Here is a 13,113-nt window from a genome sequence, read left to right as displayed (position 1 = left end):
CCCTGCGGGCCAACGCCGAGGCGTTGTTCAAAACTGTTCCCGACAGTTTTGTCTTCATCCTCTTATAAAATCCGGGCGTAAAAAAACCCGCTTAAAAGCGGGTTTCTTTGAAAGTGGTCGGCGAGAGAGGATTCGAACCTCCGACCCACTGGTCCCAAACCAGTTGCGCTACCAAGCTGCGCTACTCGCCGATTCTGTGTTGCTGATACTACGCAATTTCAAAGCTTATGTCTATGTAAATATTAAAATTTATCAGACATTTTGTGTGGTGCGAAGAGAGGGACTTGAACCCTCACGTCCGTAAGAACACTAACACCTGAAGCTAGCGCGTCTACCAATTCCGCCACCTTCGCACTGTCACAAAATCGCTTTTACTCTTTCTTTACCCCTTGGGTAAAGTGGGGTGGCTAATGGGACTCGAACCCACGACAACTGGAATCACAATCCAGGGCTCTACCAACTGAGCTATAGCCACCATTTCTTTACTACTTCACGCGGTAATGATACCACCGCAGCTCTTGCGCACAAACTTAATGGCGCGCCCGACAGGATTCGAACCTGAGACCTCTGCCTCCGGAGGGCAGCGCTCTATCCAGCTGAGCTACGGGCGCGTAGCGCCGTTGCGGGTGGGGATACTACGGTTTTATCCCAATCCTGTCTAGTGCTTTTTCGCAGAAATGTTGTGTTTGATTACGCTTTGCGCAGTCCAACGCAGGAAAGGGCTGTCCGTAGCCTGTTTCCATCGCTTATTGCTGCTTTTCTGGCCGAATTTCAGCCTGATGCTGTTTCTTGTGCATGCCGAAAACAACGTAACACAGACTGACCAGCGCCAGGAAAATCGTTCCGACCAGCAGTGAAATACGCGTATCCGGATTGATTCCCATGCCAACCAGCACGCAAAGCAGGAAAGCAATGGTCAGATAGTTTATGTACGGGAACATGATCGACTTGAAGGCGTGGGTCTTGATCGCCTCCTGATGCGCACGACGGAAGTAAAGCTGGCTTATCAGCACCACGAACCATGGCACCATGCCCGGCAGCACGCTGGCGCTGTAGACATAGACGAACACCTGTTGCGGGTTTGGAATCAGGTAGTTCAACGCCGACCCCAGCAACAGGCAGGCAATGGTCACGGCGATACAGTAGACCGGCACGCCGCTGGCGGAGAGTCGGGTCAGCACCGCCGGCAGTTGGCGATTGTTGGCCAACGCGTACAGCATGCGCCCGCCGCTGTACATGCCGCTGTTACAGCCGGACAGCGCGGCGGTCAGCACCACGAAGTTGATAATGCCGGCGGCGGCCACAATGCCGATTTTGGCAAAGGTCAGCACAAACGGACTGCCAGCGGTGCCGATGCCGTTCCATGGGAAGATGGTAACGATCACGAAAATCGCCCCGACGTAAAAAATCAGGATGCGCCACAGGATGTTGTTGATCGCGCGCTTTAACGTCACCTGTGGATTTTTGGCCTCACCGGCGGTAATGCCCACCAGTTCCACGCCCTGATAAGAAGCGACCACGATACACAGTGCAAACAGGAATCCCTTCCAGCCACCGGCAAAGAAGCCGCCGTGCGCCGTCAGGTTGGCAAAACCAATCGGTTGGCCGCCGTTGCCGAAACCAAAGAAAATCACCCCCAGCCCCACCAGGATCATCACGATAATAGTGGTGACCTTGATCATGGCGAACCAGAACTCCAACTCACCGTACAAACGCACCGCCGCCAGGTTGGCCAATGCCACCATCGCCACGGCAATCAACGCCGGCAGCCATTGCGGTATTTCCGGGAACCAGAACTGTACGTAGACGCCGATAGCGGTAATTTCCGAAATGCCGACCGCGATCCACATAAACCAGTATCCCCAGGCGGTCAGATAGCCAAAGTAGGGGCTCATGTACTTATGTGCGTATACCGCGAACGAACCGGCTACCGGCTCCAGGAACAGCATCTCGCCCATCGAACGCATGATAAAGAACACAAACAGCCCGGCAATGATGTAAGCCAGCAGCACCGAAGGCCCCGCCCATTTCAAGGTACTGGCCGATCCCATGAACAGGCCGACGCCAATAGTGCCACCCAGCGCAATCAGTTCGATGTGTCGGGCTTCCAGCCCACGCTGTAGCCCCTGCGGTTTTTCTTTGCTTGCCATAATTCCTCTGTCGTTACTCTTTTGCCGTGTTTGCGTCTGTCGTTATAGTTTTAACCGGCCAGCTGCGGCCAAAATGGTGCCAGACCCGTGGTTTAAGGCCGTGGGGCGCGATCGTTCCGTATTTTGCCGCTATAAGCAAACCGCAATTTAAAATGTTATGAAATAAGCAGAGGGAAAATAGTAACGGCAGGTTATAGATATGCTGGGTATTTATGCAAAAAGCAGGATATTTAAACACTATTGAAGGCCGGAGCAGCATAAGCCGCCCCGGTAACGGCGTTACAATTTGCCGCCGTAATAGTAAGCGACGAATCTCAGCAGTTTGATCTGCCGGCGGATGCGGCTCGGTTGGCTAAGCAGCCGATACAGCCACTCCAGTCCCATGTTCTGCCAAACCTTGGGAGCGCGCTTGACGTGACCGGTAAAGACGTCGTAAGTGCCACCCACGCCCATATACAGCGCCTGTGGATGTACTGCTCGGCAGTCACGCATCAGGATTTCCTGCTTCGGCGACCCCATCGCCACGGTGACGATCGCCGCCCCGCTGGCGTGAATACGCGCAAACAGCGCGTCACGCTGCTCCGGCTTAAAGTAACCGTCCTGCGTGCCGACGATATTCACCTGCCATTGGCGGCGCAGTTTGTCTGCCGTTTCCGCCAGTATCGCCGGCTTGCCGCCAATCAAGAACACCGGCGTGCCTTGCTGACCGGCACGCTGCATCAGCGCCTCCCACAGATCGGCCCCCGCCACGCGTGAAACCTCGGCGCCGGGAAACTTGCGGCGCATTGCCCGCACCATGCTGATACCGTCGGCGTACTTATACTCCGCGCCGTCCAGCAAGGCGCGTAACTCGGCATCCTGCTCGGCCGCCAGTAGCTTTTCCGCATTCATCGCCACCAGGGTGCCCTGCTTCATCTTGCCGCCGTCGAACAAAAAATCCAGACAGTGCGCCATATTACGGAACCCCCATAGGCGAAAACCGCGCAGCGCATATTGAGGAACCGAAACCTTTGTTTCCATTGTTATTGTTACCCTTACAGTAATCCGTCAGCGCGCGGGGCGGCGGCCTGTTGCAGCGTACGGGAACGCATCACCCGCGCCTTGATCAACCCCGCCGCATCAAACAGCCAGTACAGTAGTTTCGCCAGCACCAGGCAGGCGCCAAAAATAAGGCAGAAGAACACCACGCGCGAGACGAACGAATCCAGCCCTTCGCGCGCCAGCACAATCATGTTAAATACCGCGCCAAAACAGAAGGCTTGCAGAATAGCCGCTTTATAGCGGTTCTCTTCGCTGCGTCCCAGCTCATATAGCCAGTCGAACCATTTGATGATCAAACCGACCACCACCGCCCCCAGCGGAATAAACAGCGCCCCGCCCATCACCACCAGCGAACCGATCAGCGTCGGCGAGATCGCCAACCCGGAATTGTTTTCCAGCACTTCCCAGGTAAAGTAGTTGGCGGTATTGAGCACCACGTCCGGCCGGCCCGGCCACAGCCAGGAAGGGATGAACACGTAAAAATCGCGCACGATCGGCGCCAGCCCCTGGAAATCGATTTTGTCGTAGTTTTGCAGCAGCAACGCCAGGTTTTCCCACGGCGAGAAGGTATCGCGCGTCAGGTACAGGAAGGTATAAAACGCCTCTGCGCCGCTGACGTCGAGGCTATAGCGCTTCAGCGCCAGCCAGAACATGCCGACAATGCCGAACACCCCGGCGGCCGCCAGCATCCACAGCGTAATCCAGCCGCGTACGATGCCGATAAACAGGAACAGGGCAAAGGCAATGATGATGTTGGCGCGCGTGCCGCCGACGATGACGTAGGTCAGAATGCCGAACGACACCGTGGCCGCCAGGAAGAAGAACCATGCGCGCACGTCCTGTTTGAGGAAGTACACCACCAGCATCGCCGGAATAAAGAAATAGAAAAAGCGCTTGAGCGCCACGCCGGACACGTCACTGGAGAAAATCTGGCTATAGGAGTTTAGCTTGAACAACAGGAAACCGTTCTGCATAAAGAAAATGCCGACGGTACCGATAGCCACCAGCGCCAACAGTACCCAGGTCAGGTTGGTTTCCACCCGGTTCATGCTAAACACCGGCTTGCGTACTTCGCGGCTGCGCTGGCGCAAGCGGGTTTTGTAGCTGACATAATAAATGGCATAAAAGCAGGTGGCGGACAGCAGCGCATACAGCAGATACTCCACCGGCACGATTTCCACACCGAACTGAAACACCAGCAGGCAGCTCAACGGGAAGCCGAAGAAAAACGTCAGCAGATACAGCAACGAAAAGAACACGTTGAAGTTAAAGCGAATGCGTCGAAACTCCTGATAGGTCAGGGTGAGAATAAACACCAGACCGATCAGGTAAACGACAAACAACCCACCAAATTGCGCTAGCGTCATGGCGTTTCTCCCGCAGCCAGCGCCAACGCCTGCTGCCAGCCATCGACGTAGTTCGGATTGAAGAAGGCGATGTCTTGCTTGTCGACCGCTGCCAACTGGCGCTGCGCTTCGCGTACCACCGCTTCATCCAGCGAGTCACCGTAGAACAGCACCGGCAAATGTTGTTCGGCCAGATCCTGCCAGAACGGGTTCTGACGGCTGAGCACGAACGGCACGCCAAACTGAATCAGCAGGCACAGCGTGCCGATACCCTGCTGGCGATCAAAGATAAAGTACCCCAGATCGCAGCTGCGCAGCATGTTCAGGTAATCGTCGAACGCCACCTGCCGGGTCAGCAACTGCAGGTTTTTGTCGCCGAACAGCTGCACACCCGCCGCCCGCACCTGTTCGATATAGCCGTCGTTGTTGGCCGGATAGCCCATGGGTACTATCACCCGCACGCCAGCGCCAAACTGCTGGTGGATAGCGGTCAGCGCTTCTATATGGCGGTTGGTGCGGTCGCCGGAGTTACCCACCAGAATGGTCATCGGACCGGCGAGGTTTTTTTCGACTTCCACGCCGGTGAGCGCCGGATCCATACGGGTCGGGAAATACAGCAGCGACGCCGGTACCCGGGCGTGGCGTTGCTGGTAATGAATCAGATCGCCGCGCGTGGCAAACACGTGTCCAACCCGCCCTTGTGCAATACGGCGCAGCAGATAGAACAGCCGGAACTTCCAACTGGTGGCGTTTTCGTACAGATCCGCGCCCCAGATATGCCAGCTCACCTGGCGCGGCGCGATTTTACCGCTTAGCAGCGCCAGCCATAGCGTGGGGTTGAACTGTCCATGCCAGAAGTAACGGCTGTCGCGATCGGCGCCGGCGCGAGCTATCACCGCCTGCGCCAGGCTTTTCTTGTCCGGAAAGCTCTCGATCGTCAGCGCAGGAAACTGCCCCAACGCCGCCACGTCCTGCGCCGCGACCATAAAATGGCTCACCTGCCGGGATGGCAGGCGGGTTGCCAGCACGTCATTGAAGAAGCGCAGCACGGTCTGATTGTGATGAGGGATATCAGATCCCAGTACGTGAATCAGTATGGTCATACTCGTCTACGATAAAGAATAAATATCAGGCTACACAGCGTGAAATACACGATGTAGGTGGCCATATAGGCTTGTGCCGCGCCCAACGCCCCGTGCAGCGGGATCAGCCAATGCGCGAACGCCGTCAGCAGGACAAACTGGCTGACTTCGGCCAACAGGTAAAAACGTAGCGACGCTTTGGCGATCACCAGATAACCAAACACGTAGGCGCCGACCTTCAGCACGTCGCCCACCAGTTGCCAGGCGAACAGATCGCGCATGGCGATAAACTTGTCCGAAAACAGCAGCCAGATGGCGAAATCGCGCAGCAGCCAGACGGCAAAGCTCGCGGCGGCCACCGCTGGTAGCACGAACGTCAGCGAGCGGACGATTTCGCGGGTAATCGCCCCTTTGTCACTCAAACGCGACAGCGTCGGCAGCAGATAAACGGTAAACGATGCGGTGATAAACTGCAGGTAGGCATCGGAAATGCTGCTCACCCCCTGCCAAATCCCCACCTCGTCCCAGCTGTAATGCGCCGCCAGCAGGTTACGCATCATGACATAGGCCACCGGCAGCGTCACGGAGGTGATCAGCGCCATGATGGTGAACTTGCCCAGATGGCTGGCCAACGCCTTGTCCCATGCCAGCGCCAGATAGCGCAACGGCAGGTTGTCGCGCCGCCACAGCAGTATGCCCGCCGGCAGCACCACCAGCGCCGGCACCAGCGCCAGTCCGGCCAGCGCCCCCTCGTAACCGCCCAGTTTGAAGCAGATGACAAAGGCGACAACGCCAATCAGGCTGCCGCCAATCACCGCAGCGGCGTTACCCATCGCGTCGCGATAGCCCTTGAGAATGGCTAAAAACAGGTTGGCGTAGGCGATGCCCATCTGAATAAACGCCACCGCGCGTATCACGTTGACGTATTGCGCATGGCCAAACAGCCCAATGCTGATCGGCTGTGCCGCAAACAGAAACACCAACGCCAGCAGCGTCGAAAAGCCGAGCACAATGCTGGACGCGGTGCCGACCGCCATGCGCAGGCGCTGCGGATCCTGGTGAAACTCCGCCACGTACTTGGTGACGCCATTAAAAATCCCGGCGCCGGACAGCACGCCGAGCACGGTAATCAACTGGCGGAAGTTACCCGCCTGGCCAACGCCGCTGGGGCCGAACGCCACCGCCAGCAATTTGACCACCAGCAACCCCACGCCAATCTTGATCAGCGTAGAGCCGGCGGTCCAGACCGATGCTTTTGCCAACGACATATCAGGCGAGGTAGCTCAACACGGTGTTGATGACCGTACGCTGATTGACATCAGACAGGTTATAGAACAGCGGCAGGCGCACCAGACGCTCGCTTTCCTTGCTGGTGAAGCGATCGTCACCGGCAAAACGGCCAAACTTTTCGCCGGCCGGGCAGGCATGCAGCGGAATGTAATGGAACACCGTCATGATTTCCGCTTCTTTCAGGTAGTCGATAAAGGCGGAACGGTCGTTGATGTCCTTCAGCTTGAGGTAGAACATGTGCGCGTTGTGCACGCAGCCCTGCGGGATAACCGGTAAATCGATGCGCCCGGCATCGGCCAGCGGCTTGAAGGCGTCGTAATAGCTCTGCCACAGGCGCAGGCGGCGCTGATTGATACGCTCGGCGGCTTCCAGCTGCGCCCACAGATAGGCGGCCTGCAAGTCGGACATCAGGTAGCTGGAGCCGATATCGCGCCAGGTGTATTTATCCACCTGGCCACGGAAGAACTGGCTGCGGTTGGTGCCTTTTTCACGCACGATTTCCGCCCGGTCAATCAGCGTTGGATCGTTGATCAGCGTGGCACCGCCCTCACCGCCGGCGGTGTAGTTCTTGGTTTCATGGAAACTGAACGCGCCGATGTGGCCGATGGTGCCCAGCGCCTTGCCCTTGTAGGTAGACATCACGCCCTGGGCCGCGTCTTCCACCACGTACAGATTGTACTTGGTGGCCAACGCCATGATGGTGTCCATTTCGCACGCCACGCCGGCGTAATGCACCGGTACGATAACGCGGGTTTTTTCGGTGATGGCCGCTTCGATTTTGCTTTCATCAATATTCATGGTGTCTGGACGTACGTCGACAAACACCATCTTGGCGCCGCGCAGCACAAAGGCGTTGGCGGTAGACACGAAGGTGAAGCTCGGCATGATCACTTCGTCACCCGGCTGAATGTCGAGCAGGATGGCGGCCATTTCCAGCGAGGCGGTACAGGACGGGGTCAACAGCACCTTCGGGCTGGCGAAATGCTGCTCCATCCATTGCTGACAGCGGCGGGTAAAACCGCCGTCGCCGCACAGTTTGCCGCTGCTCATCGCCGCCTGCATATAGTCGAGTTCAGTGCCAACAACCGGTGGTGCGTTAAATGGGATCATGTTTTCCTCGGTATAACCAATACGCGGTGCTTTCAATCAAAGCCCCGTGCCGTTGATAGAGCCGTAGCGCGGCGACGTTACTGATTTGCGTCGCCACCCACAGGCGCTGTATCCGCCGCTGCCGGCACCAGTCGATGGCCGCCGCCATCAGTTGTGCCCCAATGCCCTGCCCGCCAGTGCCAGGCAGCGCCGCCAACAGGCCGATGCGCGCCTGCCCTTCGCCGATATCGCGCAGGCTGACAAAGCCGGTCGGCTGCCGCGCCTCGTTTAACGTCAGCAGGCATTGATGGTCAAAAGTGCCCAGCACCGCTTTTTCGATCCAGGTGGCATAAAATCGCCCACTGTCCTGTGCGGCATACCATGGCATGCGAAAGCGGCTGGCGGTGAAGACGTTTTCTGCCGCCGCCCGCAGTACGGGGATATCCGACGGCGTTGCGACCCGCAGCAGCGGGGGCTGAATAGAAGCACATTCCGTGCCAATAGCTAGCGCAAGGTCAATCTCGCCCTCCGCCAGCCGGAAGCCGTAAGCCGCCAGCGCATCGGCCAGATCCAGCCGCGCGGCAGGAATTTTGGCCTGTACCAGCGCATAGGCGTCCAGCGCGTCGCTGGTCAGCAGCGGCGCGGCGGGGTCAAAATGCAGTTTTGCGCTGCGGCGCTGGAAGTAGTCGCTCTCCCAGCTCAGCGGTTCAATACTGGCGCGGACGGACATGCAGCAAATCCAGTAGATATTTGCCGTAGCCGGTCTTGGACAGCGCCTGCGCGGCGCGCCTGACGCCTTCGTCGTCCAGCCAGCCGTTGCGCCAGGCAATCTCTTCCAGGCAGGCAATCTTGAAGCCCTGGCGCTTTTCCACCGTTTGCACGAAGGTACTGGCCTCGATCAGGCTGTCGTGAGTGCCGGTGTCCAGCCAGGCGAAACCGCGTCCCAGCAGTTCAACGTTCAACTGGCCGCGCTCCATATACATCTGATTGATGGTGGTGATTTCCAGCTCGCCTCGCGCTGACGGCTTGACCTGCTTGGCAAAATCAACCACTTGATTATCATAGAAATACAGGCCGGTTACCGCCCAGTTTGACTTCGGTTTCTGCGGTTTTTCCTCGATGGACAGCGCGCGGAAGTCCTCGTCAAACTCCACCACGCCAAAACGTTCCGGATCCATCACCTGGTAGCCGAACACCGTCGCGCCCTGGTTGCGCGCCACCACGTTTTTCAGTTTTGGGCTAAAGCCCTGGCCGAAATAGATGTTGTCGCCCAGCACCAGGCAGCTCGGCTCGCCGCCGATAAATTCCTCACCGATCAGGAATGCCTGCGCCAGCCCGTCCGGGCTCGGCTGCTCGGCGTAGCTGAGATTGATGCCGAACTCCGCGCCGCTGCCCAGCAGACGGCGGAAAGATGGCAGATCTTCCGGGGTGGAAATAATCAATACGTCCCGAATACCGGCCAGCATCAGCACCGATAACGGGTAGTAAATCATCGGCTTGTCGTAAATCGGCAGTAATTGCTTGGAGATGCCGCGGGTGATGGGATGCAGACGCGTTCCTGAACCACCGGCGAGAATAATACCTTTCATAATGCCCTCCTGAACTGACGACAATGGCGCCGCCGCAACGCCTGCGGCACCTTATCGATATGAGGTTACTGGCTCAGGCCCAGGCGTTCGCCCGCGTAGGAACCGTCCTGCACGCGACGCCACCAGGTTTCATTGGCCAGATACCAGGCTACCGTTTTGCGGATGCCGCTTTCGAAGGTTTCCTGCGGACGCCAACCCAGCTCACGCTCGATTTTACCGGCGTCGATGGCATAACGCATATCGTGGCCCGGACGATCCTTAACGTAGGTGATCAGGTCGCGGTACTGCGCCACGCCCTGCGGTTTGCTCGGAGCCAGCTGTTCCAGCAGATCGCAAATGGTCTGTACTACGTCGATATTCTTGCGCTCGTTGTGGCCGCCAATGTTGTAGGTTTCGCCCACTTTGCCGGTGGTCGCCACCAGATACAGCGCCCGAGCGTGATCTTCAACGTACAGCCAGTCACGTACCTGTGCACCGTCGCCATACACCGGCAGCGGCTTGCCGGAAATCGCGTTCAGAATTACCAGCGGGATCAGTTTTTCCGGGAAGTGATACGGCCCGTAGTTATTGGAACAGTTGGTGATCAGCGTCGGCAAACCGTAGGTACGCAACCAGGCGCGCACCAGATGGTCACTGGAAGCCTTGGAGGCGGAATACGGGCTGCTCGGCGCATACGGCGTGGTTTCGGTGAACAGATCGTCGGTGCCGTGCAGATCGCCGTACACTTCGTCGGTGGAAATATGGTGGAAACGGAAATCCTGCTGCCGCGGCGTGGCCAGCTGCTGCCAGTAATGACGCGCCGCTTCCAGCAGGGTGTAGGTGCCCACCACGTTGGTTTCGATAAACGCCGCCGGGCCGTCGATTGAGCGATCGACGTGGCTTTCCGCCGCCAGGTGCATCACCGCATCCGGCTGGTACTGGGCAAACACCCGATCCAGCGCGGCGCGATCGCAGATGTCCACCTGCTCGAACGCATAGCGCTCGCTGGCGACCGCCGGTGCCAGCGACTCAAGGTTGCCGGCATAGGTCAGTTTATCCACCACCACCACGCTGTCCGCGGTGGCGTCAATGATATGCCTTACCACGGCGGAGCCGATAAAACCTGCGCCGCCGGTAACCAGAATACGACTCAACGCCACACTCCTTTGGTATCGACAATCCAGCTTTGCTTGATGTCTTCAGGCGCAATCGCCTTGAATTCGTTGTGATCGACCAGCATCACCAGCACGTCTGCCTGCTGCAGCGCACCGGCGATGTCTTTCAGCGTGACATGGCCAGCCAGCGTCTTCGGCAGTTGCTCGACGTTCGGCTCCACCACCAGCGTTTCCCCCTGATGCCATTCGGCAATCAGATGCGCCACTTCCACCGCCGGGCTTTCACGCAGATCGTCAATATTGGGTTTGAATGCCAGGCCGAAGCAGGCGATTTTCACTTCGGATGCGCGCTTATCGGTCGCCGCCAGGCAATCCGCTACCGCGGCCTTGACGCGATCGACCACCCACAGCGGTTTGCCGTCGTTCACCAGACGGGCGGTGTGGATCAGGCGCGCCTGTTGCGGATTCTGCGATACGATAAACCACGGGTCGACCGCGATGCAGTGCCCGCCAACGCCCGGACCAGGCTGCAGGATATTGACGCGAGGATGGCGGTTCGCCAGGCGAATCAGCTCCCAGACGTTGATCCCTTGATCGGCGCAGATCAGCGACAGTTCGTTGGCAAAGGCGATATTGACGTCGCGGAAGCTGTTTTCGGTCAGCTTGCACATCTCGGCGGTGCGTGAGTTGGTGATCACACAGTCACCTTCAAGGAAAATCTTGTACAGCGCGCTGGCGCGCTCGGAGCATTTTGGCGTCATGCCGCCAATCACCCGATCGTTTTGAATCAGTTCGACCATCACCTGCCCAGGCAGAACGCGCTCGGGGCAATAGGCGATATTCACGTCGGCGGCTTCGCCGGCGTCCTGCGGGAAGCTCAGATCGCTGCGCGCTTCGGCCAGCCACTGCGCCATCTGTTCGGTCGCGCCCACCGGCGAGGTCGACTCCAGAATCACCAGATCGCCTTTCTTCAGCACCGGCGCCAACGATCTGGCCGCCGCTTCGACATAGGCCAGATCCGGCTGATGATCGCCTTTGAACGGCGTCGGCACCGCGATCAGGAACGCGTCGGCCGGCAGCGGGCTGGTCACCGCCTGCAGGTAGCCGCCGTCAACGGCCGTTTTCACCACTTGGTCCAGATCGGGCTCAACGATATGAATGGCGCCGCGATTGATGGTGTCGACCGCGTGCTGGTTAACATCTACGCCTACCACTTTTTTCTTGCGCGAAGCAAACGCCGCTGCCGTTGGCAGGCCGATGTAGCCCAGGCCGATAACTGAAATAGTGTCAAAACTCATAGTGTCACCTGATGATTCTTCAAAGCTTCGAGGATACGCTGGCAGGCATGCCCGTCACCGTATGGGTTATGCGCGCGGCTCATGGCGTGATATTCGTCGTCGTCCGTCAGCAGACGGCTCACCGAATCGACGATCGTCGCCACATCAGTACCGACCAGGCGCACCGTACCGGCATCAACCGCCTCCGGCCGTTCGGTGGTGTCTCGCATTACCAGCACCGGCTTGCCCAACGACGGGGCCTCTTCTTGAATACCGCCGGAGTCGGTCAAAATAATGGTGGAATGCGCCATCAGATAGACAAACGGCAGATAATCTTGCGGATCGATCAGCATGATGTTGCCGATGCCTTTCAGAATGCGGTTAACCGGTTCGCTGACGTTCGGGTTGAGGTGTACCGGGTAGACGACCTGCACCTCAGGATGCTGGCGGGCAATTTCTGCCAATGCGCTGCAAATGCGCTCAAAGCCGCCGCCGAAGCTTTCGCGCCGGTGGCCGGTCACCAGGATCAGTTTTTTACTGACGTCGAGGAACGGATAGCGTTGCGACAGACTGTCGCGCAGCGCTGCGTCGTTCATGATGCGGTCGCGCACCCAGAACAGCGCATCGATCACCGTGTTGCCGGTGACAAAAATACGTTGATCCGGCAGCGATTCACGCAGCAGGTTTTGCCGCGAATTTTCCGTTGGCGCAAAATGGTACATCGCCAGATGACCGGTAAGCTTGCGGTTGGCTTCTTCAGGCCACGGAGAATAAAGATCGCCGGTACGCAAACCGGCCTCGACGTGGCCAACCGGAATACGTTGATAAAACGCCGCCAGACTGGTCGCCAGCGTGGTGGTGGTGTCACCATGAACCAATACCACGTCCGGTTTGAACTCTTCCAGAACCCCTTTCAGGCCTTCCAGGATCCGGCAGGTGATTTCGCTCAGCCCTTGGCCGGGTTTCATGATATCCAAATCGTAATCGGGAACGATTTCAAATAGCCGTAATACCTGATCCAACATCTCACGATGCTGTGCCGTTACGCAGACTCTTGATTCAAAGGCCTCGTCCTTGGCCAAGGCATGTACCAGCGGTGCCATTTTAATGGCTTCAGGCCTGGTGCCGAAAACAGTCAACACTTTCACAGCGAAT

11 protein-coding genes and 4 tRNA genes are annotated in these 13,113 nt (G+C 58.0%); all 15 read right to left on the bottom strand.

Translation table 11 applies throughout. The annotated features are described in order from the left end of the window. Positions 1-114 precede the first annotated feature (114 nt). The 15 genes from ACCC84_RS16660 to wecB all read right to left on the bottom strand — a co-directional run bounded on the left by ACCC84_RS16660 (position 115) and on the right by wecB (position 13,106). A tRNA-Pro gene (locus ACCC84_RS16660) sits at positions 115-191 on the bottom strand. Positions 192-266: 75 nt separating this feature from the next. Further along, a tRNA-Leu gene (locus tag ACCC84_RS16655) sits at positions 267-353 on the bottom strand. A gap of 46 nt (positions 354-399) precedes the next feature. After that, positions 400-475 (bottom strand) — tRNA-His (locus ACCC84_RS16650). A gap of 59 nt (positions 476-534) precedes the next feature. Next, positions 535-611 (bottom strand) — tRNA-Arg (locus ACCC84_RS16645). A gap of 135 nt (positions 612-746) precedes the next feature. Then, the gene (gene thrP, locus ACCC84_RS16640) at positions 747-2,150 is read right to left on the bottom strand and encodes a bifunctional threonine/serine APC transporter ThrP (protein ID WP_004957344.1); all 1,404 of its coding nucleotides are present in this window, start codon (positions 2,148-2,150) and stop codon (positions 747-749) included. A 279-nt stretch (positions 2,151-2,429) separates the two neighbouring features. Next, complete coding sequence (wecG, locus tag ACCC84_RS16635) at positions 2,430-3,170, bottom strand: lipopolysaccharide N-acetylmannosaminouronosyltransferase (RefSeq protein WP_004957341.1); 741 nt, start codon at positions 3,168-3,170, stop codon at positions 2,430-2,432. Positions 3,171-3,184: 14 nt separating this feature from the next. Then, positions 3,185-4,558 (bottom strand): ECA oligosaccharide polymerase, encoded by a 1,374-nt coding sequence (gene wzyE, locus ACCC84_RS16630; protein WP_004957338.1) that lies wholly within the window; start codon positions 4,556-4,558, stop codon positions 3,185-3,187. Beyond that, positions 4,555-5,640, bottom strand: coding sequence for a TDP-N-acetylfucosamine:lipid II N-acetylfucosaminyltransferase (locus tag ACCC84_RS16625; protein WP_004957337.1), 1,086 nt, complete (start codon positions 5,638-5,640; stop codon positions 4,555-4,557). Before ACCC84_RS16625 ends, wzyE begins: the two co-directional genes overlap by 4 nt. Next, entirely contained in the window at positions 5,637-6,887 is a 1,251-nt protein-coding gene (gene wzxE, locus ACCC84_RS16620) for a lipid III flippase WzxE (RefSeq protein WP_004957335.1), read from the bottom strand. Before wzxE ends, ACCC84_RS16625 begins: the two co-directional genes overlap by 4 nt. Before the next feature lies 1 nt (position 6,888). Then, positions 6,889-8,019, bottom strand: coding sequence for a dTDP-4-amino-4,6-dideoxygalactose transaminase (gene rffA, locus ACCC84_RS16615; protein ID WP_004957330.1), 1,131 nt, complete (start codon positions 8,017-8,019; stop codon positions 6,889-6,891). After that, a complete protein-coding gene (gene rffC / locus ACCC84_RS16610; RefSeq protein WP_004957329.1) occupies positions 8,006-8,728 on the bottom strand; it encodes a dTDP-4-amino-4,6-dideoxy-D-galactose acyltransferase in 723 nt (240 codons plus the stop codon). Before rffC ends, rffA begins: the two co-directional genes overlap by 14 nt. Further along, positions 8,706-9,587, bottom strand: a complete 882-nt coding sequence (gene rfbA / locus ACCC84_RS16605) for a glucose-1-phosphate thymidylyltransferase RfbA (RefSeq protein WP_004957327.1) — start codon at positions 9,585-9,587, stop codon at positions 8,706-8,708. Before rfbA ends, rffC begins: the two co-directional genes overlap by 23 nt. A gap of 65 nt (positions 9,588-9,652) precedes the next feature. Continuing rightward, positions 9,653-10,720 (bottom strand): dTDP-glucose 4,6-dehydratase, encoded by a 1,068-nt coding sequence (gene rffG / locus ACCC84_RS16600; RefSeq protein ID WP_198773601.1) that lies wholly within the window; start codon positions 10,718-10,720, stop codon positions 9,653-9,655. Next, positions 10,717-11,979: a UDP-N-acetyl-D-mannosamine dehydrogenase gene (gene wecC / locus ACCC84_RS16595; RefSeq protein WP_004957323.1), complete on the bottom strand. Its 1,263-nt coding sequence runs from the start codon at positions 11,977-11,979 to the stop codon at positions 10,717-10,719. The genes rffG and wecC overlap by 4 nt, the downstream gene beginning before the upstream one ends. Then, complete coding sequence (gene wecB / locus ACCC84_RS16590; RefSeq protein WP_039991518.1) at positions 11,976-13,106, bottom strand: non-hydrolyzing UDP-N-acetylglucosamine 2-epimerase; 1,131 nt, start codon at positions 13,104-13,106, stop codon at positions 11,976-11,978. Before wecB ends, wecC begins: the two co-directional genes overlap by 4 nt. Positions 13,107-13,113 lie beyond the last annotated feature (7 nt).

This window comes from Serratia odorifera (genome assembly GCF_041448735.1).
Classification (GTDB): domain Bacteria; phylum Pseudomonadota; class Gammaproteobacteria; order Enterobacterales; family Enterobacteriaceae; genus Serratia_F; species Serratia_F odorifera.
This window is presented reverse-complemented; position numbering and strand designations above follow the sequence as displayed.

Bases quoted from the DNA above. Each gene is read 5' to 3' on its own strand.
- ACCC84_RS16625 (WP_004957337.1), bottom strand. From the start codon at position 5,640: ATGACCATACTGATTCACGTACTGGGATCTGATATCCCTCATCACAAT.
- rffC (WP_004957329.1), bottom strand. From the start codon at position 8,728: ATGTCCGTCCGCGCCAGTATTGAACCGCTGAGCTGGGAGAGCGACTAC.
- rffA (WP_004957330.1), bottom strand. From the start codon at position 8,019: ATGATCCCATTTAACGCACCACCGGTTGTTGGCACTGAACTCGACTAT.
- wecG (WP_004957341.1), bottom strand. From the start codon at position 3,170: ATGGAAACAAAGGTTTCGGTTCCTCAATATGCGCTGCGCGGTTTTCGC.
- wecC (WP_004957323.1), bottom strand. From the start codon at position 11,979: ATGAGTTTTGACACTATTTCAGTTATCGGCCTGGGCTACATCGGCCTG.
- wzxE (WP_004957335.1), bottom strand. From the start codon at position 6,887: ATGTCGTTGGCAAAAGCATCGGTCTGGACCGCCGGCTCTACGCTGATC.
- wzyE (WP_004957338.1), bottom strand. From the start codon at position 4,558: ATGACGCTAGCGCAATTTGGTGGGTTGTTTGTCGTTTACCTGATCGGT.
- rfbA (WP_004957327.1), bottom strand. From the start codon at position 9,587: ATGAAAGGTATTATTCTCGCCGGTGGTTCAGGAACGCGTCTGCATCCC.
- thrP (WP_004957344.1), bottom strand. From the start codon at position 2,150: ATGGCAAGCAAAGAAAAACCGCAGGGGCTACAGCGTGGGCTGGAAGCC.